The organism is Streptomyces sp. NPDC042638, assembly GCF_040647235.1.
Lineage (GTDB): Bacteria > Actinomycetota > Actinomycetes > Streptomycetales > Streptomycetaceae > Streptomyces > Streptomyces rameus.
Window position 1 is genome coordinate 26,205 of the sequence record NZ_JBEZBT010000037.1, and the last position, 17,236, is coordinate 43,440.

The 17,236-nt window shown below is 70.0% G+C and carries 16 protein-coding genes and 1 riboswitch; of the genes, 10 read left to right on the forward strand and 6 right to left on the reverse strand.

The window, feature by feature from the left end; translation table 11 throughout:
- Window positions 1-31: 31 nt before the first annotated feature.
- Entirely contained in the window at window positions 32-244 is a 213-nt protein-coding gene (locus tag AB0B40_RS26040; protein ID WP_345047156.1) for an EF-hand domain-containing protein, read from the forward strand.
- 391 nt (window positions 245-635) lie between these two features.
- The gene (locus tag AB0B40_RS26045; RefSeq protein ID WP_345047155.1) at window positions 636-1,298 is read left to right on the forward strand and encodes an NAD(P)-binding domain-containing protein; all 663 of its coding nucleotides are present in this window, start codon (window positions 636-638) and stop codon (window positions 1,296-1,298) included.
- Window positions 1,299-1,313: 15 nt separating this feature from the next.
- Here AB0B40_RS26045 and AB0B40_RS26050 read toward each other — a convergent pair whose 3' ends face one another.
- The 6 genes from AB0B40_RS26050 to gcvT all read right to left on the reverse strand — a co-directional run bounded on the left by AB0B40_RS26050 (window position 1,314) and on the right by gcvT (window position 7,666).
- Window positions 1,314-1,868 (reverse strand): glycoside hydrolase family 25 protein, encoded by a 555-nt coding sequence (locus AB0B40_RS26050; RefSeq protein ID WP_345047154.1) that lies wholly within the window; start codon window positions 1,866-1,868, stop codon window positions 1,314-1,316.
- 36 nt (window positions 1,869-1,904) lie between these two features.
- On the reverse strand, window positions 1,905-2,888 hold the full coding sequence (locus tag AB0B40_RS26055) for a phosphatidylinositol-specific phospholipase C domain-containing protein (protein WP_362265842.1): 984 nt from the start codon (window positions 2,886-2,888) through the stop codon (window positions 1,905-1,907).
- Between the two features lie 390 nt (window positions 2,889-3,278).
- Window positions 3,279-4,646: an L-serine ammonia-lyase gene (locus AB0B40_RS26060; RefSeq protein WP_345047151.1), complete on the reverse strand. Its 1,368-nt coding sequence runs from the start codon at window positions 4,644-4,646 to the stop codon at window positions 3,279-3,281.
- Between the two features lie 105 nt (window positions 4,647-4,751).
- Window positions 4,752-6,017 carry a serine hydroxymethyltransferase gene (gene glyA / locus AB0B40_RS26065; protein ID WP_345047149.1) on the reverse strand — a complete coding sequence of 422 codons (1,266 nt, stop codon included), beginning with the start codon at window positions 6,015-6,017 and terminating at the stop codon, window positions 4,752-4,754.
- Window positions 6,018-6,031: 14 nt separating this feature from the next.
- Window positions 6,032-6,409 carry a glycine cleavage system protein GcvH gene (gene gcvH / locus AB0B40_RS26070; RefSeq protein ID WP_345047147.1) on the reverse strand — a complete coding sequence of 126 codons (378 nt, stop codon included), beginning with the start codon at window positions 6,407-6,409 and terminating at the stop codon, window positions 6,032-6,034.
- A gap of 138 nt (window positions 6,410-6,547) precedes the next feature.
- The gene (gcvT, locus tag AB0B40_RS26075; protein ID WP_345047146.1) at window positions 6,548-7,666 is read right to left on the reverse strand and encodes a glycine cleavage system aminomethyltransferase GcvT; all 1,119 of its coding nucleotides are present in this window, start codon (window positions 7,664-7,666) and stop codon (window positions 6,548-6,550) included.
- Between the two features lie 161 nt (window positions 7,667-7,827).
- Window positions 7,828-7,924, reverse strand: a riboswitch (glycine riboswitch).
- Window positions 7,925-8,101: 177 nt separating this feature from the next.
- On the opposite strand from gcvT, the gene AB0B40_RS26080 reads away from it, so the two are divergent.
- The 8 genes from AB0B40_RS26080 to AB0B40_RS26115 all read left to right on the forward strand — a co-directional run.
- Complete coding sequence (locus tag AB0B40_RS26080; protein WP_345047144.1) at window positions 8,102-8,770, forward strand: AAA family ATPase; 669 nt, start codon at window positions 8,102-8,104, stop codon at window positions 8,768-8,770.
- A 66-nt stretch (window positions 8,771-8,836) separates the two neighbouring features.
- Window positions 8,837-9,628, forward strand: coding sequence for an enhanced serine sensitivity protein SseB (locus tag AB0B40_RS26085; protein WP_362265845.1), 792 nt, complete (start codon window positions 8,837-8,839; stop codon window positions 9,626-9,628).
- A 172-nt stretch (window positions 9,629-9,800) separates the two neighbouring features.
- Window positions 9,801-10,589 carry an enhanced serine sensitivity protein SseB C-terminal domain-containing protein gene (locus AB0B40_RS26090; RefSeq protein WP_345047187.1) on the forward strand — a complete coding sequence of 263 codons (789 nt, stop codon included), beginning with the start codon at window positions 9,801-9,803 and terminating at the stop codon, window positions 10,587-10,589.
- A 349-nt stretch (window positions 10,590-10,938) separates the two neighbouring features.
- A complete protein-coding gene (locus AB0B40_RS26095; RefSeq protein ID WP_345047141.1) occupies window positions 10,939-11,937 on the forward strand; it encodes an ABC transporter permease in 999 nt (332 codons plus the stop codon).
- Between the two features lie 34 nt (window positions 11,938-11,971).
- Window positions 11,972-13,744: an ABC transporter substrate-binding protein gene (locus tag AB0B40_RS26100; RefSeq protein ID WP_362265847.1), complete on the forward strand. Its 1,773-nt coding sequence runs from the start codon at window positions 11,972-11,974 to the stop codon at window positions 13,742-13,744.
- A 72-nt stretch (window positions 13,745-13,816) separates the two neighbouring features.
- Window positions 13,817-14,824, forward strand: coding sequence for an ABC transporter permease (locus AB0B40_RS26105; protein WP_362265849.1), 1,008 nt, complete (start codon window positions 13,817-13,819; stop codon window positions 14,822-14,824).
- Window positions 14,821-15,915 carry an ABC transporter ATP-binding protein gene (locus tag AB0B40_RS26110; RefSeq protein WP_345047135.1) on the forward strand — a complete coding sequence of 365 codons (1,095 nt, stop codon included), beginning with the start codon at window positions 14,821-14,823 and terminating at the stop codon, window positions 15,913-15,915. The genes AB0B40_RS26105 and AB0B40_RS26110 overlap by 4 nt, the downstream gene beginning before the upstream one ends.
- Window positions 15,912-17,236: dipeptide ABC transporter ATP-binding protein (locus AB0B40_RS26115; RefSeq protein ID WP_362265851.1), on the forward strand; the 1,325-nt coding region annotated here is incomplete at its 3' end. The genes AB0B40_RS26110 and AB0B40_RS26115, both read left to right, overlap by 4 nt.

A 17,236-nucleotide genomic window follows, 5' to 3' on the forward strand; every position in this document is an offset into this window, starting at 1 on the left:
CAAGAGAAACACGAACAAAAGGGGCGGATCGGTGGCGGACATCGAGGAAGCACGCAAGCAGTTCCAGCGGATCGACGCGGACGGTGACGGTTTCATCACCGCAGCGGAGTTCAAGTCCGCCCTGGCGCAGCAGGGTGACTGGAATGTCACCGACACGGTCGCGGAGGCCATCATCCGCACCCGCGACCTCAACGGCGACAAGGTGCTGTCGTTCGACGAGTTCTGGTCCTACCTGGACAAGTGACCCGACGACGGCAGGGGGAGCCGGTCCCGCGCGGACCGGCCACCCCCTGCCGTCGTTCCGGCAGCCCGGACCGCCGGCGTACGGCCTCGCGCCGGGGCGTGGAGGTGCCGGGCCGCGCTCACCGGGCCGACGCCACCGGTGCGCCCGCCGTCGCCGAACGGCGGCCCTCCACGGGTGCCGCACGGCCGGCGGTCGGCGATCGGACCGGAAAGCGGCGCGAAGCGGCCGACGCGGGGCCGCCTGACCGTACACGGCTCCAGCAACCCGGCCATCCGGCGCCATCCGGGGTGTCGCTCACCCCTGCGGCGTAGCGACGGAATAGGCCGCCGCCCCGCGAGGTTGACCCGGACGACAGAAGCATGCGCGTGCATGAATCACCGGAAGGTCAGCCATGAAGATCGGCATCATCGGCGCGGGGAACATCGGCGGCAACCTCACCCGGCGGCTCACCGCCCTCGGTCATGACGTCTCCGTCGCCAACTCCCGCGGCCCCGAGACGCTCCGGGAACTGGCCGAGGAGACCGGCGCGACCGCGGTGCGCGCCGAGGACGCGGCCAAGGGCGCCCAGGTCGTCGTCGTCACCGTCCCGCTGAAGGCGGTCCCGGACCTCCCCGCCGGCCTGCTGGACGGCGCGGCCGAGGGCGCCGCGGTCATCGACACCGGCAACTACTACCCGCAGCAGCGGGACGGCCGGATCGCGGGCATCGAGGACGAGGGCCTCACCGAGAGCGCCTGGACCGAGCGGCACCTCGGGCACCCGGTGATCAAGGCGTTCAACGGCACCTACGCCGAGGACATCCTGGACCGCCACCGTCCCGCGGGGGCGCCCGACCGCATGGCCCTGCCGGTCGCCGGCGACGACGAGGCGGCCAAGCGGACCGTCCGCGACCTGATCGGCGAACTGGGCTTCGACACGGTCGACGCGGGCTCCATCGCCGACTCCTGGCACCAGCAGCCCGGCACCCCGGTCTACGGACTGCGCGGTGACGCCGAAGCGGTGCGCAAGGCCCTGGCGGAAGCCTCCCCGGAGCGCCCGGCGGAGTTCAGGGGCTGAAGGCCTTCCCGGGGATCAGGGCGTGGCCCACGCGCGCAGGTCGTCCTCCCGCGCGAAGCGGGTCACGTCCTTGTCGTGGGGTTCGCTGGTGTACTGATGGAACAGCCACCTGGCCTTGATGCGGGGTTTTCCGGCGGAGACGTAGTCGGCGATCCAGAGGCCGTCGCCGGCGTAGGACGTCGTGTCGACCGTCAGCCAGAAATCACGGTTCGCGTAGAGCACGACCCGGTTGTCCGGCCGTAGCGCCTTCAGTCTGCGGATGAAGCTGTCCTTCTCCGCGTTGCTCGCGTGGGTGCCGTCCCCGGTGGTCTCCCAGTCGACGGCGAGGATGTCGCCGGGGCGGTCCGGGGCGTGGCGGAGGAAGTAGTCGGCCTGTGCGGTGAGGTTGCCGGGCCACAGGAAGTGGTAGAAGCCGACGACCAGTCCCGCGTCGCGGGCGGTCTTCGCCTGTGCGGCCAGATGGGGATTGACGTACGAACGCCCCTCCGTCGCCTTGATGAAGACGAAGGAGAGGCCGTCCGTGGCGTAGGAGGAGGACTGGAAGGCGCTCACGTCGATGCCATGCAGCATGTGGGTGTTGTCCCCCGTGCGCGCCTTTCCGGAACCTCAGCTTCGGGTGGTCGTCGAACCCAGCACCGAGGCGGACTTCGCCGACCAGTCGGAGGTGATCAGGCTCGCGTGGTTCTTGGCCAGCAGAGCGAGCCGCGCGGCGACTTCGGCGTCCGTCGGGTCGGTGGAGGAGATCGCGGGGGAGACGTTGTGGGCGTCCGTCGTGATCAGGATGTAGTGGTTCGCGGAGTAGAACGCGGTGTCGTAGCCGTTGTTGACGTACGTCGCCGCGTCACCGTCGAAGAACACGAACCAGGGGCGGATCGAGGCGTCGTACCGGCTGACGCGCGGGTCGCCGTTCGCCGCGCCCAGCACGACCGGGAACGCCTGGGCCGCGGAGATGTTCCCGGCGGCGGACAGGTCGCGCAGGTGGTCGCCGTACTCCTGGTCCGTCCAGTAGTGGTCGAACGGGTTGGCCTTCTCCACCGTGCCCGGGATCAGGTCGAAGAGGAACTTGCCCCTGAGGGAGTCCCGGGACGGCCAGGCGTTGGCCTTCGCCGCCGCGTCCAGTGTGCTGTACGTGCCGCCGAGCAGGTCGGCCGGCTTGTAGACGCTGCCGCCGAGCTTCTGCGCGACGAGCGTGTCGAACTCGTCCGGCCCGAGACCGGCGTTGTTGTTGAAGCCGACCTTCATCTCGACCTTGACGACGATCGGCGGGTGGTCGGGGTGGAGCTGGTTCCAGGCGGCCATGTTGTCCAGGCAGCTGCCGAGGTCCTGGTTGCGGCTCTTGCCGTACAGCTCGCCCGGGGTCTTCGCCGCCTCGCAATTGTTGTCGTTGCCCAGCGGGTTGCTGTGGCTGACCCGCCAGCGGTGGGTGAGGCTGTCGACGTAGACGTCCAGCTCCAGCAGCGAGGCGCCCGAGTCCAACGCCTGTGCGAAGTACGCGTACTTGGCCTTGTCGTAGGCGTTGTGCGTGCCGATGGCCGTCGTCTCGGAGAACTTCGGCGAGGCCGCGTGGGCGTTGCCCGGCAAGACCGCCAACAGAGCGGCGGCACCTGTGAGCGCCGCCGCTCGTCTCACTCCACGCATGGGTCAAGTCCCCTTCGTCGCAGTTGAGTTGACGACAGCTTAGGGGGAGGTGGTTACCGCGTGGTGGCCCCGGGGGCAACAGCAGCCTCCGGGTGGCCGCGGGCGGGGGCCTGCTGTGACGAGTTCGCGCACGGCAAAGCCCATCGGCGTGGGCAGCCGGGTGCCGCCGCTTCTCCGGCAGGGTGGCCCGGGCGGACCAGAGCGACGTCGCCGTGCCGTCCGCGACGGCGGCGCCGGGGCACGGGGCCGTGGGACTCCAGCTGCGCAACGCGGGCGGCACCGAGACGGCCTTCACCCGGGGGCGGGGCCGGACCCGGCCTCACCCCCGGCGTGAACGTTCCCTCAGCACTCGATGATGTTCACCGCCAGCCCGCCCCGGGCCGTCTCCTTGTACTTCACGCTCATGTCGGCGCCGGTGTCCTTCATGGTCTTGATGACCTTGTCCAGGGACACCTTGTGCGAGCCGTCGCCGCGCATCGCCATCTTCGCGGCCGTGACCGCCTTCACCGCGGCCATGCCGTTGCGCTCGATGCACGGGATCTGGACCAGGCCGCCGACCGGGTCGCAGGTGAGGCCCAGGTTGTGCTCCATGCCGATCTCGGCGGCGTTCTCCACCTGCTCGGGGGAGCCGCCGAGCACCTCGGCGAGGGCGCCCGCGGCCATGGAGCAGGCGGAACCGACCTCGCCCTGGCAGCCGACCTCGGCACCGGAGATGGACGCGTTCTCCTTGAAGAGCATGCCGATCGCGCCGGCGGCCAGCAGGAAGCGGACGACCCCGTCCTCGTCGGCGCCGGGGACGAAGTTGATGTAGTAGTGCAGCACCGCCGGGATGATGCCGGCCGCGCCGTTGGTCGGGGCGGTGACGACCCGGCCGCCGGCCGCGTTCTCCTCGTTCACCGCCATCGCGTAGAGCGTGATCCACTCCATGGCGTGCGCCAGCGGGTCGCCCTCGGCGCGCAGCTGGCGGGCCGAGACGGCGGCGCGGCGGCGGACCTTGAGGCCGCCGGGCAGGATGCCCTCGCGGGACATGCCGCGCTGCACGCACTCACGCATCACGCGCCAGATCTCCAGCAGGCCCGCCCGGATCTCCTCCTCGGTGCGCCAGGCCCGCTCGTTCTCCAGCATCAGGGAGGAGATCGACAGGCCCGTCTCCTTGGTCAGGCGGAGCAGCTCGTCGCCGGTGCGGAACGGATACTTCAGCACCGTGTCGTCCAGCACGATACGGTCCGCGCCCACCGCGTCCTCGTCCACGACGAAGCCGCCGCCGACCGAGTAGTACGTCTTCGACAGCACCTCGGCACCCGAGGCGTCGTACGCCCAGACGGTCATGCCGTTGGCGTGGTACGGCAGCGCCTTGCGGCGGTGCAGGACGAGGTCGTCGTCGAAGGAGAAGGGGATCTCGTGCTCGCCGAGCACGTTCAGGCGGCCCGCCGCCTTGATCGTCTCCACCCGCTCGTCGGCCGTCTCGACGTCCACCGTGCGCGGGGAGGCGCCCTCCAGGCCGAGCAGCACCGCCTTCGGGGTGCCGTGGCCGTGGCCGGTCGCGCCGAGCGAGCCGTACAGCTCGCAGCGCAGGGACGCGACGGAGCCGAGCAGGTCCTCGTTGCGCAGCCGGCGGGCGAACATGCGCGCCGCGCGCATCGGGCCGACGGTGTGGGAGCTGGACGGGCCGATGCCGATCGAGAACAGGTCGAAGACCGAGATGGCCACGGGGTGACTCCTCAAATACGGGGGTGGTGCAAAAGGGGCGGTACAGGGCGCGGGCACCGCGCACGCCGGTACTCCCAGTGTGCGCGGTGCCCCGCGAAAGGTGACCTACTTGTTCAGACCCGGGTACAGCGGGTGCTTGCCGGCGAGCGCCCGCACGCGTGCCTTGAGCGCCTCGGCGTCGTAGGACGGCTTCAGCGTCTCGGCGATCACGTCCGCGACCTCGGCGAAGTCCTCGGCCGTGAAACCGCGGGTGGCCAGGGCCGGCGTACCGATGCGCAGACCCGAGGTGACCATCGGCGGGCGCGGGTCGTTCGGGACGGCGTTGCGGTTGACCGTGATGCCGACCTCGTGGAGCCGGTCCTCGGCCTGCTGCCCGTCCAGCTCGGACTCGCGCAGGTCGACCAGGATCAGGTGCACGTCCGTGCCGCCGGACAGCACGTTCACCCCGGCCTCGCGGGCGTCGGCGGCGGTCAGGCGCTCGGCGAGGATGCGGGCACCCTCCACCGTACGCTGCTGGCGCTCCTTGAAGTCCGCCGAGGCGGCGACCTTGAAGGAGACCGCCTTGGCCGCGATCACGTGCTCCAGGGGGCCGCCCTGGAAGCCCGGGAAGACGGAGGAGTTCAGCTTCTTGGCGAACTCCTTCTTCGCGAGGATGATGCCGCCGCGCGGGCCGCCGAGCGTCTTGTGCGTGGTCGACGTCACCACGTGCGCGTGCTCCACCGGGTTCGGGTGGAGACCGGCGGCGACCAGGCCCGCGAAGTGCGCCATGTCGACCCACAGGTAGGCCTCGACCTCGTCGGCGATCCGGCGGAACTCGGCGAAGTCCAGCTCCCGCGGGTACGCCGACCAGCCCGCGATGATCACCTTGGGGCGGTGCTCCTTGGCGAGCCGTTCGACCTCGGCCATGTCGACCCGTCCGGTCTCGGCGTCCACGTGGTAGGCGACCACGTCGAACTGCTTGCCGGAGAAGTTCAGCCGCATTCCGTGGGTCAGGTGGCCGCCGTGCGCCAGGTCCAGGCCGAGGATCGTGTCCCCGGGCTGGGCCAGCGCGAACAGGGCCGCCTGGTTCGCGGAGGCACCGGAGTGGGGCTGCACGTTGGCGTACTCGGCGCCGAACAGCTCCTTGACCCGGTCGATGGCGATCTGCTCGGCGACGTCGACGTGCTCGCAGCCGCCGTAGTAGCGCCGGCCCGGGTACCCCTCGGCGTACTTGTTGGTGAGGACCGAGCCCTGGGCCTCCATCACCGCGAGCGGCGCGAAGTTCTCGGAGGCGATCATCTCCAGGGTCGACTGCTGGCGGTCCAGCTCGGCGTCGACCGCGGCGGCGATCTCCGGGTCCAGCTCGTGCAGGGGAGTGTTCAGGACAGTCACGGGGCTACGACTCCTCAGCCGGCGGTGTAGGCGGTGTACTCGTCGTGGGAGAGCAGCTCGGCCGGCTCCTCCGCGACGCGTACCTTGAACAGCCAGCCGCCCTCGAAGGGCGCGGAGTTCACCAGCGACGGGTCGTTCACGACGTCCTCGTTGACCTCGGTGATCTCACCGGTGACCGGCGAGTACAGGTCGGAGACCGACTTCGTCGACTCCAGCTCGCCGCAGGTCTCGCCCGCGCACACCGTGGAGCCGGGCTCGGGGAGCTGGACGAACACGACATCGCCGAGCGCGTTGGCGGCATGCTCCGTGATGCCGACCGTCGAGACGCCGTCCTCGGCGGCCGACAGCCACTCGTGCTCCTTGCTGTAGCGCAGCTGGTGGTAGTTGCTCATGGCCTGAATTCTCCTGTACGCGCGGGAGCGCTGATGACGGGGGGACTGCGGAAACCGCTGGTGAGCGGGTGAGTGTGCGCAGGGTCACGTACCGGCCACGGGGCCGGGGCCCCACGGAGGCGCGACCGCGCCCAGTCTCTACTTCTGGCGCTTGTAGAAGGGCAGCGCCACGACCTCGTACGGTTCGTGGCTGCCCCGGATGTCCACACCGACACCCTCGGTGCCGGGGGCCGCGTGCGCCGCGTCCACGTAGGCCATGGCGACCGGCTTGCCCAGGGTGGGGGAGGGGGCGCCGGAGGTGACCTCGCCGATCACCTGGCCGCCGGAGACGACGGCGTACCCGGCGCGCGGCACCCGGCGGCCCTCGGCGACCAGGCCGACCAGGACCCGGGGCGGGTTCTCCTGCGCCCTGGAGGCGGCCTCGGTGAGCGCCTCGCGCCCCACGAAGTCGCCCTCCTTCTCGAACTTCACCACGCGTCCGAGCCCGGCGTCGAAGGGGGTCAGGGAGGTGGTCAGCTCGTGCCCGTACAGCGGCATGCCCGCCTCCAGGCGCAGCGTGTCCCGGCAGGACAGGCCGCACGGCACCAGGCCGACGCCCTCGCCCGCGCCGGTCAGCGCCTGCCACAGCTCGACCGCGTGCTCCGGCTTCACGAACAGCTCGAAGCCGTCCTCGCCGGTGTAGCCGGTGCGGGCGATCAGCGCCGGGACGCCGGCGACGGTGCCGGGCAGGCCGGCGTAGTACTTCAGGCCGTCCAGGTCGGCGTCGGTCAGGGACTTCAGGATCCCGGGGGACTCCGGCCCCTGCACGGCGATCAGCGCGTAGGCGTCCCGGTCGTCCCGCACCTCGGCGTCGAAGCCGGCGGCCCGCTCGGTCAGCGCGTCCAGCACCACCTGGGCGTTGGAGGCGTTGGCGACCACCATGTACTCGGTCTCGGCCAGCCGGTAGACGATCAGGTCGTCCAGGATGCCGCCGTCGGCCTGGCAGATCATGGTGTAGCGGGCGCGGCCGACACCGACGGAGGCGATGTTGCCGACCAGGGCGAAGTTCAGCAGGGCGGCGGCCCCGGCGCCGGTGACGCTGATCTCTCCCATGTGCGACAGGTCGAAGAGACCGGCCCTGGTGCGCACGGCGAGGTGCTCGTCGCGCTCGGAGCCGTAGCGCAGGGGCATGTCCCAGCCGGCGAAGTCGGTCATCGTCGCGCCCAGGGAGCGGTGCACGGCGTCGAGCGCGGTGTGACGGAGTTCGGTACTGCTCATCGGTCGGTCGTCTCCCAGGACAGAACACAGGGCACGGGCGAGGAACGTTCCTCCCCATCTGTCATCGGAACCTGAGAGGTTCGCCTCGACCGCCACGGGGACGATCACGGCTTGCACCTTGGGTGGGACCGCCGTCGCGGCGGCCCGCTTTTCAGATGTGCCTCGCCCGCGCGGTAACGGGGCCTGAGAGATTCAAGGGAGGGACTTGCTCCTTCGGCGCCCCAGCGAGACTGCTGGGGACTCTCCCGCGCGGATTCAAACGGCCGGTATGCAGTTGGCGCGCACATCATTGCACGCCGCACCCCGGCACGTCAGGGCCCGTCTCTGTAACCGACCTGTGGCACTACGCGCACGAACCGCCGACCGTTGCGCATTACCTTCTCTTTACGTACAACGGGCATGGGGTGACCGAGCCCACAGGGGAGGACGATCACGGTGAACAGGACATCGGCCTACGCCACCGACGCCGGCATCGCGGTGCCCGAACAGCCCTTCGCCCCGGCCCGCGAACGCTGCGCGGACCGCCCCGCACCGGTCGTCCGCGATCTGCGCGACCGCGCCGGCCGCAGCCCGCGCGCCCTGCTCTTCGGCCCCCGCGACCTGGTGGTGATCACCGGCCTGCCCGGCAGCGGCAAGTCCACCCTGATGCACCGCGCGGCCGCCGGCCACCGCGTCGACTCCCAGGACGCCCGCGACCGCTGGGCAGCCCGCGTCCCCCGCCGCTTCCCCTACGCCCTGTACCGCCCGCTGGTCCGCCTCGCCCACTACGCCGGACTGCGCAGGGCCCTGCGCACCGGCGAGGGGGTCGTCGTGCACGACTGCGGTACCCAGCCCTGGGTGCGCGCCTGGCTGGCCCGGGAGGCCCGGCGGCGCGGCGCCACCCTGCACCTGCTCCTCCTCGACGTCCCCCCGGGCACGGCCCGGCGGGGGCAGCGCGAGCGCGGCCGGGGCGTCTCCCGCTACGCCTTCCGCCGCCACCGCCGGACGACCGCCCGCCTGCTGCGCGCGGTGGAGAACGGCGAACTGCCCGCCGGCTGCGGCGCGGCGGTGCTGCTGGACAGGGACGCGGCGGACGTCCTGACCCGCATCGGCTTCACGGGGTGAGGGGTTGTCACAGCCACCCGATAGCCTTCTCGCTCACAGCAGTGGTTACCAGCAGGCGGTAGGCAGATGGACTTCCCGGCGGACTTTCCCGCGGACTTCCCGGCACAGGCGCACCCCCACCCGCACGGCGGTTGGCCCGGCAACGAACTGGAGGAGGTCCTGTCGGCCTCCCTCGGCATCCCCACGGCGGGCGGCCGGATCATCGAGGTCCTCGGCCGGAGCCTGCTGTGGGTCCCGCTGCCCAACGGGGGCGGCCCCGACAGCGGCCCGCTGGACCTGCCGGCGCTGGACATCGGCGGCCAGGCCTACGTCCCGGTGTTCAGCTCCGAGGAACAGCTGCGCCAGGTGGCCGGCTCCCACATGTCGTACACCATCGCCCCGGCGGTGGAGTTCGCCCGCGGCCTGCCCCCGCAGATCGGCATCGCCGTCAACCCCGACGGCGTGGTCGGCATACCCCTCGCGCCCGAGGCCGTGGCCGAGCTGTGCCGGGTGGGCCGCACCCCGCTCGACGGCCCCGGCAGCGGCGGCCGGGTCCGCCTCTTCGAACCCGACTGGCAGGACGACCCGGTCGACTTCCTCTCCGCCGCCTCCGCCGAGTTCGCCGCGACCGGCGTGGTCCTCACCGCCCGCCGCTGTCTCGCCGCCATCGAGACGGCCGACCCGGTGCTGTTCGTGGGCGTGGAACTCTCCCAGTGGGAGGGCGACCTGCGGGCGCTTCCCCTGGAGGCCCTGGGCAGGGCTCTCGGCAAAGTCCCGGTCAACTGGCCGGTCAACCTCGTCCTGCTGGACGTGACCCAGGACCCGGTGGCCGACTGGCTCAAGACGAACGTCCGGCCCTTCTACCAGTACGGTCACTGAAGCGCCCCGAAGGGGCGCGGGGCACTGCGCGGACAGCCACGGACGAACCGCACTCGCGGACGGACACAGGGCCCCGAGCCGGCAGACGCTTAAGCTGTTCCCGAACGCGGGACGACTCCCAGAAGGGCCGGTACGACAGGTGAGCGCGAGCCATAGCGGCAGCGTCGAGCACATGCTGCGCCAGGTCACGCCCGGACGCTACGACGCGTACGAAGCCCTGCTGCGCGCCCTCGCCACCCCCTCCTCCGGCCAGATCTGGATGCTCCTGTGGCACGGCCAGGCCGGCTCCCCGGACGCCCAGTACGGGGACATGGAGGTGGACGGCTTCCACTACGCCCCCTGCGTGACCTCCGCCCAGGAGCTGTCGGCCAGCGGCTGGAACCGTTCCTACGAGGTGGTCGACGGCCTGGACGTGGCCCGCACGCTCTATCCGGACCACTACGGCCTCTGGCTCAACCCGCACGCCCCGGGCGGCGGCGTCGGCATCCCCTGGCTGGACCTGCGCCGCATCGCCGCCGGCCTGGAGCGACAGCCCGCCGGCCCCCTCCGCCTGTCCGAGCCCGGCATCGAGATCCCGGAGTTCTACGCCCTGCTCGCGCAGAACGCGCACCGCACCCCCGCGCTCCGCTCGCTGCGCCGCGCCTGGGTGCAACCCGCGCTCGGGGCGCCGTACCTCGCCCTCGGCCTCGAGGTGTACGACACCTCGCCCGCCGCGGTCGACTCGGTCCGCGCGATGATGCAGCAGTCCGTCGGCGCGGTCCCGGAGGGGCTGCCGGTGTCGACGGTCGCGATGACCGACGGCTACGACCCGGTGGTGATGTGGATGCGGGCCAGGGCGCGCCCCTTCTACGACCGCGAGGCCCATGCCGGCGCGCCACCGCAGCCCCAGCTCCAGGTCCCCGCCCCGCCGCAGACCCCGGCCGGCGGGTACGGTTACCCGCCGGCGCGCGGCGGTTACTGAGCAACCGGTCGGCGCGGGCCGCTTCTTGGGCCGAACGCAGAATTTGCGCGGGCCGCCCACTTCTGCGCGCGTAGACATCGACCGAACGTCCCGAACCGCGTAGATTCGCCGTTCTGCCCCAACTGGCCCACGTCCGAGAGTCGTTACCCACTGTTCGGATAACGGAATCCCCTGGACTGCATCACGGTTGCGCATACTTTCACCGTCAGCTCTGGCGGGTGATCACAACCACGCTGAAGACTCCCGACTCAGACATGAGGCCGAGACCTCGTGATCGATGGCAAGTCGACAAAGCCGCAATCCGCGGCAGGCGCAGGCCGGTCACCACCGGCGAGAGGGGTCGCTCACCGTGACCGCACCGATCGAGACCACCGGGGCGGCAGCCGAGGTGCAGCCGGAAGCTGTGCTGGCGGATGCCGGTAAGGGGCAGATCGAGGGTCGTTCCCTGGGCCAGATCGCCTGGACCAGGTTCAAGAAGGACAAGGTCGCCGTCGCCGGCGGCGTCATCGTGATCCTGCTGATCCTCCTGGCCGTCCTCTCGCGCCCCATCCAGGCCATGTTCGGGCTCGACCCCAACGCCTTCCACCAGGACCTGATCACCCCGGACACCTCGCTGCCCCAGGGCAGTTGGGGCGGTATGAGCATGGACCACCCGCTCGGTGTGGACCCCAAGTTCGGCCGCGACATCGCCACCCGGGTCCTGGAGGGCTCCTGGGTCTCGCTGGTGGTCGCCTTCGGCGCCACCATCCTGTCCAACGTCATCGGCGCGATCATGGGCGTCGTCGCCGGCTACTACGGCGGCCGGGTCGACTCGGTCATCAGCCGGCTGATGGACACCTTCCTCGCCTTCCCCCTCCTGCTGTTCGCGATCGCCATCTCGGCCACGCTGCAGGGCGGCGCGTTCGGCCTCAACGGACTGCCGCTCCACCTCAGCGTGCTGATCTTCGTCATCGGCTTCTTCAACTGGCCGTACCTGGGCCGGATCGTGCGTGGTCAGACCCTCGCCCTGCGCGAGCGTGAGTTCGTGGACGCGTCACGCGGCATGGGCGCCAAGGCCCCGTACATCCTGTTCCGGGAGCTGATGCCGAACCTGGTCGGCCCGATCATCGTCTACTCGACGCTGCTCATCCCGACCAACATCCTCTTCGAGGCGTCCCTGAGCTACCTCGGCGTCGGCATCCAGCCTCCGCAGGCCTCCTGGGGCGGCATGCTCCGTGAAGCGGTCACCTACTACCAGGTCGACCCTCAGTACATGATCGTCCCTGGTCTCGCCATCTTCGTGACCGTCCTGGCCTTCAACCTGCTGGGCGACGGTCTCCGCGATGCTCTCGACCCCCGCAGCCGCTGACGCCTGCCACCGAGAGCCCGAAAAGTTTCCGACAATGGAGGGGAAAGCGCCCATCATGCGAAGGTCAGCGCTGGCCGCGATCGCGGCCATCGGCACCGCCAGCCTGTTTCTTGCAGGCTGCAGCAAGGCCGATGACAACAAGAACGAGAACGGCACCAAGTCGGCCGGGGCCAACGCCGCGACCAAGGGCGTCGTGAACGCGTCGGACAAGAAGGGTGGCACGCTCACCTACGAGATGTCCGACGTCCCGGACTCCTTCGACCCGGGCAACACGTACTACGCGTACATGTACAACCTCAGCCGGCTGTGGGCCCGCCCGCTGATGACCTTCAAGCCCGGACCCGGCGCCGAGGGCAACGCCCTGGTCCCGGACCTCGCGGCGGGCAAGGGCGTGCCGAGCGACGGCGGCAAGACCTGGACGTACAAGCTGCGTCCGGGCCTGAAGTACGAGGACGGCACGCCGATCACCTCGAAGGACGTCAAGTACGCCGTCGAGCGCTCCAACTTCGCGCGTGACGTGCTCTCCCTCGGCCCGAACTACTTCCAGCAGTTCCTGGCCGACGGCGACAAGTACAAGGGCCCGTACAAGGACAAGAGCGCCAAGGGCCTGTCCTCCATCGAGACGCCGGACGACACCACCGTCACCTTCCACCTGAAGCAGGCCTTCCAGGAGTTCGACTACCTGGTCGCCGCCCCGCAGACGGCTCCCGTGCCGCAGGCGAAGGACAAGGGCGTCGACTACGTCAAGAGCATCGTCTCCTCGGGCTCGTACAAGTTCCAGAGCTACGAGGACGGCAAGCAGGCCGTGCTCGTGCGCAACGAGAACTGGGACCCGAAGACCGACCCGCTGCGCAAGCAGCTGCCGGACAAGATCGTCGTCAAGCTGAAGGTCAACCCGGAGACCATCGACCAGGACGTCCTGGCCGGCGACGCGATCGACCTGGCCGGCACGGGTGTCCAGGCCTCCACGCAGGCCAAGGTGCTCACCGACACCGCCCTGAAGGCCAACACGGACAACACCTACGGTGGCCGTCTGGTCTACGTCGCGATCAACACCACGGTCGCGCCGTTCGACAAGCTCGAGTGCCGCAAGGCCGTCCAGTACGCGATCGACAAGGTCTCGGTGCAGACCGCCGAGGGCGGCCCGATCCGCGGTGACGTCGCCTCCACCGTCCTGCCGCCGGACATCCCGGGCTACGCCAAGTCCGACGTCTACGCCACCAAGGACAGCAAGGGTGACGTCGCCAAGGCCAAGGCGCAGCTGAAGGCCTGCGGCAAGTCGTCGATCTCGACGAACATCTCGGCCCGCTCGGACCGTCCGCAGGAGATCGACGCCGCCACGGCGATCATCAACTCGCTGAAGAAGGTCGGCATCAACGCCACCCTCAAGCAGTACCCGTCCGGCAAGTACTTCACCGACTACGCGGGTGTGCCGAAGTTCACCAAGAAGCAGAACATCGGCCTGGAGATGATGCAGTGGGGTGCCGACTGGCCCTCCGGCTACGGCTTCCTGCAGCAGATCCTGAACGGCAAGGCGATCAGCCAGTCCGGTAACACCAACCTGTCGCAGTACGACAACAAGGACGTCAACGCCCTGCTGGGCAAGGCGATCGGTACGCAGGACACCGGCGAGCGCAACAGCCTCTACACCCAGATCGACAAGAAGACCATGGACGACGCCGTCCTGGTCCCGCTGACCTACTTCAAGGTCCTGCTGGGCCGCCCGACGACCTACACCAACCTGGTTTCCACGGCGGCCTTCAGCGGTCAGTACGACTACCTCAACATCGGCGTCGCGTCGAAGTAGCAGCCCCGGAAGGCAGGTGAAGGCATTGGTGCCCGCGGGCTTCACGGTCCGCGGGCACCAGCGCCGGTCCCCGTGATCTCGTACATCCTCCGCCGGACGTTCGCGGCAGTGATCCTGCTGCTGGTCGTCTCCGCGGTCACCTTCGCCATCTTCTTCCTGCTGCCACGGCTCGTCGGCCAGACAGCGGACCAGCTGGCACAGCAGTACATCGGCAAGAGCCCGTCTCCGGCGGACATCGCCGCTGTCAAGCACAACCTCGGTCTGGACCAGCCCGTCTACGTCCAGTACTGGCACTTCATCAAGGGGATCGTGGCCGGCGCCACCTACGACCTCGGCCCCACCACGGTGCACTGCGACGCACCCTGCTTCGGTTACTCCTTCAAGAACCACCAGGCGGTCTGGCCGGAGCTCACCTCCCGTCTTCCGATCACCCTCTCGCTGGCCGTGGGTGCCGCCGTCCTGTGGCTGCTCTCGGGTGTGGTGGCCGGTGTCGTCTCGGCACTGAGGCCGCGCTCGGCGCTCGACCGGGGCTTCATGGGCATCGCGCTCACCGGCGTCTCGCTGCCCATGTTCTTCACGGGCAACCTGGCGATCCTGCTCTTCGAATACCAGTGGCCGATCTTCGGCAAGACCTACGTCCCGTTCACCGAGAACCCCTCGCAGTGGGCCAACACCCTCTTCCCGGCGTGGTGTTCGCTCGCCCTGCTGTACTCCGCCATCTACGCGCGGCTCACCCGCTCGGGCATGCTGGAGACGATGAACGAGGACTTCATCCGCACGGCCCGCGCCAAGGGTCTGCGGGAGCGCACCGTCGTCACCCGGCACGGACTGCGCGCCGCCCTCACCCCGATCATCACCGTCTTCGGCATGGACATCGGTCTGCTGCTCGGCGGCGCCGTGATCACCGAGAGCGTCTTCTCGCTGCCCGGCATCGGTCAGTACGCGGTACAGGGCATCACGGACAACGACCTGCCCAAGATCCTCGGCGTGACCCTGCTCGCCGCCGCCTTCGTCGTCATAGCAAATCTCCTGGTGGACGTGCTCTACGCCGCCGCCGACCCGCGGGTGAGGCTCTCGTGACCGAACTCTCCAAGACCGGCGCCGCGGTGGGCGAGCCCACCTCCGGCCGCCAGGCACCCGAAGCCTTCCTGGAGGTCCGCGACCTCAAGGTGCACTTCCCGACCGACGACGGCCTGGTCAAGTCCGTCGACGGGCTCAGCTTCTCGCTGGAGAAGGGCAAGACCCTCGCCGTCGTCGGCGAGTCCGGCTCCGGCAAGTCCGTCACCTCGCAGGCCATCATGGGCCTGCACCGGCTCGGCACCCGTGGCAAGAACGTGCGGATGTCCGGCGAGATCTGGCTGGACGGCCAGGAGCTGGTCTCCGCCACCCCGGACGAGGTGCGCAAGCTCCGCGGCCGGGAGATGGCGATGATCTTCCAGGATCCGCTGTCCGCGATGCACCCCTACTACAAGATCGGCGACCAGATCGTCGAGGCGTACCGGGTGCACCACAAGGTCAGCAAGAAGGTCGCCCGCGCCCGGGCCATCGAGATGCTCGACCGTGTCGGCATCCCGGAGCCGGCCAAGCGCGTCGACGGCTACCCGCACGAGTTCTCCGGCGGTATGCGCCAGCGCGCCATGATCGCCATGGCGCTGGTGAACAACCCCGAGCTGCTCATCGCGGACGAGCCGACCACCGCCCTCGACGTGACCGTCCAGGCGCAGATCCTCGACCTGATCCGGGACCTGCAGAAGGAGTTCGGCTCCGCGGTCATCATGATCACCCACGACCTGGGTGTGGTCGCCGAGATCGCCGACGACGTCCTCGTGATGTACGGCGGCCGGTGCATCGAGCGCGGTCCGGCCGACGAGGTCTTCGAACGGCCGCAGCACCCCTACACCTGGGGCCTGCTCGGCTCGATGCCCCGCATCGACCGCGAGACCTCCGAACGGCTCATCCCGGTGAAGGGCCAGCCGCCGAGCCTCATCAACGTCCCCTCGGGCTGCGCCTTCCACCCGCGCTGCCCGTACGCGGACATCCCCAAGGGGAACGTCACCCGCACCGTGCGCCCCGAGCTGGAGCCCGTGGGCACCGGGCACTGGTCCGCCTGCCACCTCCCGGCGGAGGACCGTGAGCGGATCTGGACCGAAGAGATTGCGCCGAAGCTGTGAGTGAGACCAAGAAGACGGACACCGTCGCCGAGGCCGCGGTCCCGAAGCAGGCGTCGGCTCCCGACGAGCGTGAGGTGCTGCTCAGGGTCGAGGGCCTGACCAAGCACTTCCCGATCAAGAAGGGCGTCCTGCAGCGCCAGGTCGGCGCCGTGAAGGCCGTCGACGGCATCGACTTCGAGGTGCGCAAGGGCGAGACTCTGGGCGTGGTCGGCGAGTCGGGCTGCGGCAAGTCGACCATGGGCCGGGTCATCACCCGCCTGCAGGACCCGACCGGCGGCAAGATCACCTTCGAGGGCCGGGACATCACGCGGCTCAGCACCGGGCAGATGCGTCCGCTGCGCCGCGACATCCAGATGATCTTCCAGGACCCGTACGGCTCCCTGAACCCCCGCCACACCATCGGCTCCATCGTCTCGGCGCCCTTCCGGCTCCAGGGCGTGGAGCCCGAGGGCGGGATCAAGAAGGAGGTCCAGCGGCTTCTCGAACTCGTCGGCCTCAGCCCCGAGCACTACAACCGCTACCCGCACGAGTTCTCCGGCGGCCAGCGCCAGCGCATCGGCATCGCCCGCGCGCTCGCCCTGAAGCCGAAGCTGGTCGTGGCGGACGAGCCGGTCTCCGCGCTGGACGTCTCGATCCAGGCGCAGGTCGTCAACCTCATGGACGACCTCCAGCAGGAGCTGGGCCTGACCTACGTGATCATCGCGCACGACCTCTCGGTCGTCCGGCACGTCTCGGACCGCATCGCGGTGATGTACCTCGGCAAGATCGTGGAACTCGCCGACCGCACATCGCTGTACGAGGCGCCGATGCACCCGTACACCAAGGCGTTGATGTCGGCGGTGCCGGTGCCGGACACGAAGCGCCGGGGCCAGAAGAGCGAGCGCATCCTGCTCCGGGGTGACGTCCCGTCCCCGATCGCCCCGCCCTCCGGCTGCCGGTTCCACACCCGGTGCTGGAAGGCGACGGAGATCTGCCGGACGACCGAGCCTCAGCTCGTGGAGCTGAGGCCGGGTCAGCGGGTCGCCTGCCACCACCCGGAGAACTTCGCCGACCAGGCTCCGCAGGACACGGTCCTGCTGTCGGCGGCGAAGAAGGCGTCGGAGCTGGTCCCGGACGCGGTCGTCTCCGACGGTCCGGCCGGGAAGGAGACCACGCCCGAGAAGACGCCGGCGGCTGTCGAGGAGACGGCGGCTGCCGAACCGGCCGAGGCTCCGGCGAAGGCCGAGGCTCCGGCGAAGGCCGAGGCTCCCGCCAAGACGGAGGCTCCCGCCAAGGCGGAGGCTCCCGCGAAGACGGAAGCTCCCGCCAAGACGGAGGCTCC

Coding starts and splice junctions, on each gene's coding strand:
- gcvH (WP_345047147.1), bottom strand. CDS start 6,409: ATGAGCAACTACCACCAGCTGCGCTACAGCAAGGAGCACGAGTGGCTG.
- AB0B40_RS26100 (WP_362265847.1), top strand. CDS start 11,972: ATGGAGGGGAAAGCGCCCATCATGCGAAGGTCAGCGCTGGCCGCGATC.
- AB0B40_RS26050 (WP_345047154.1), bottom strand. CDS start 1,868: ATGCTGCATGGCATCGACGTGAGCGCCTTCCAGTCCTCCTCCTACGCC.
- AB0B40_RS26090 (WP_345047187.1), top strand. CDS start 9,801: ATGCTGCGCCAGGTCACGCCCGGACGCTACGACGCGTACGAAGCCCTG.
- gcvT (WP_345047146.1), bottom strand. CDS start 7,666: ATGAGCAGTACCGAACTCCGTCACACCGCGCTCGACGCCGTGCACCGC.
- AB0B40_RS26045 (WP_345047155.1), top strand. CDS start 636: ATGAAGATCGGCATCATCGGCGCGGGGAACATCGGCGGCAACCTCACC.
- AB0B40_RS26085 (WP_362265845.1), top strand. CDS start 8,837: ATGGACTTCCCGGCGGACTTTCCCGCGGACTTCCCGGCACAGGCGCAC.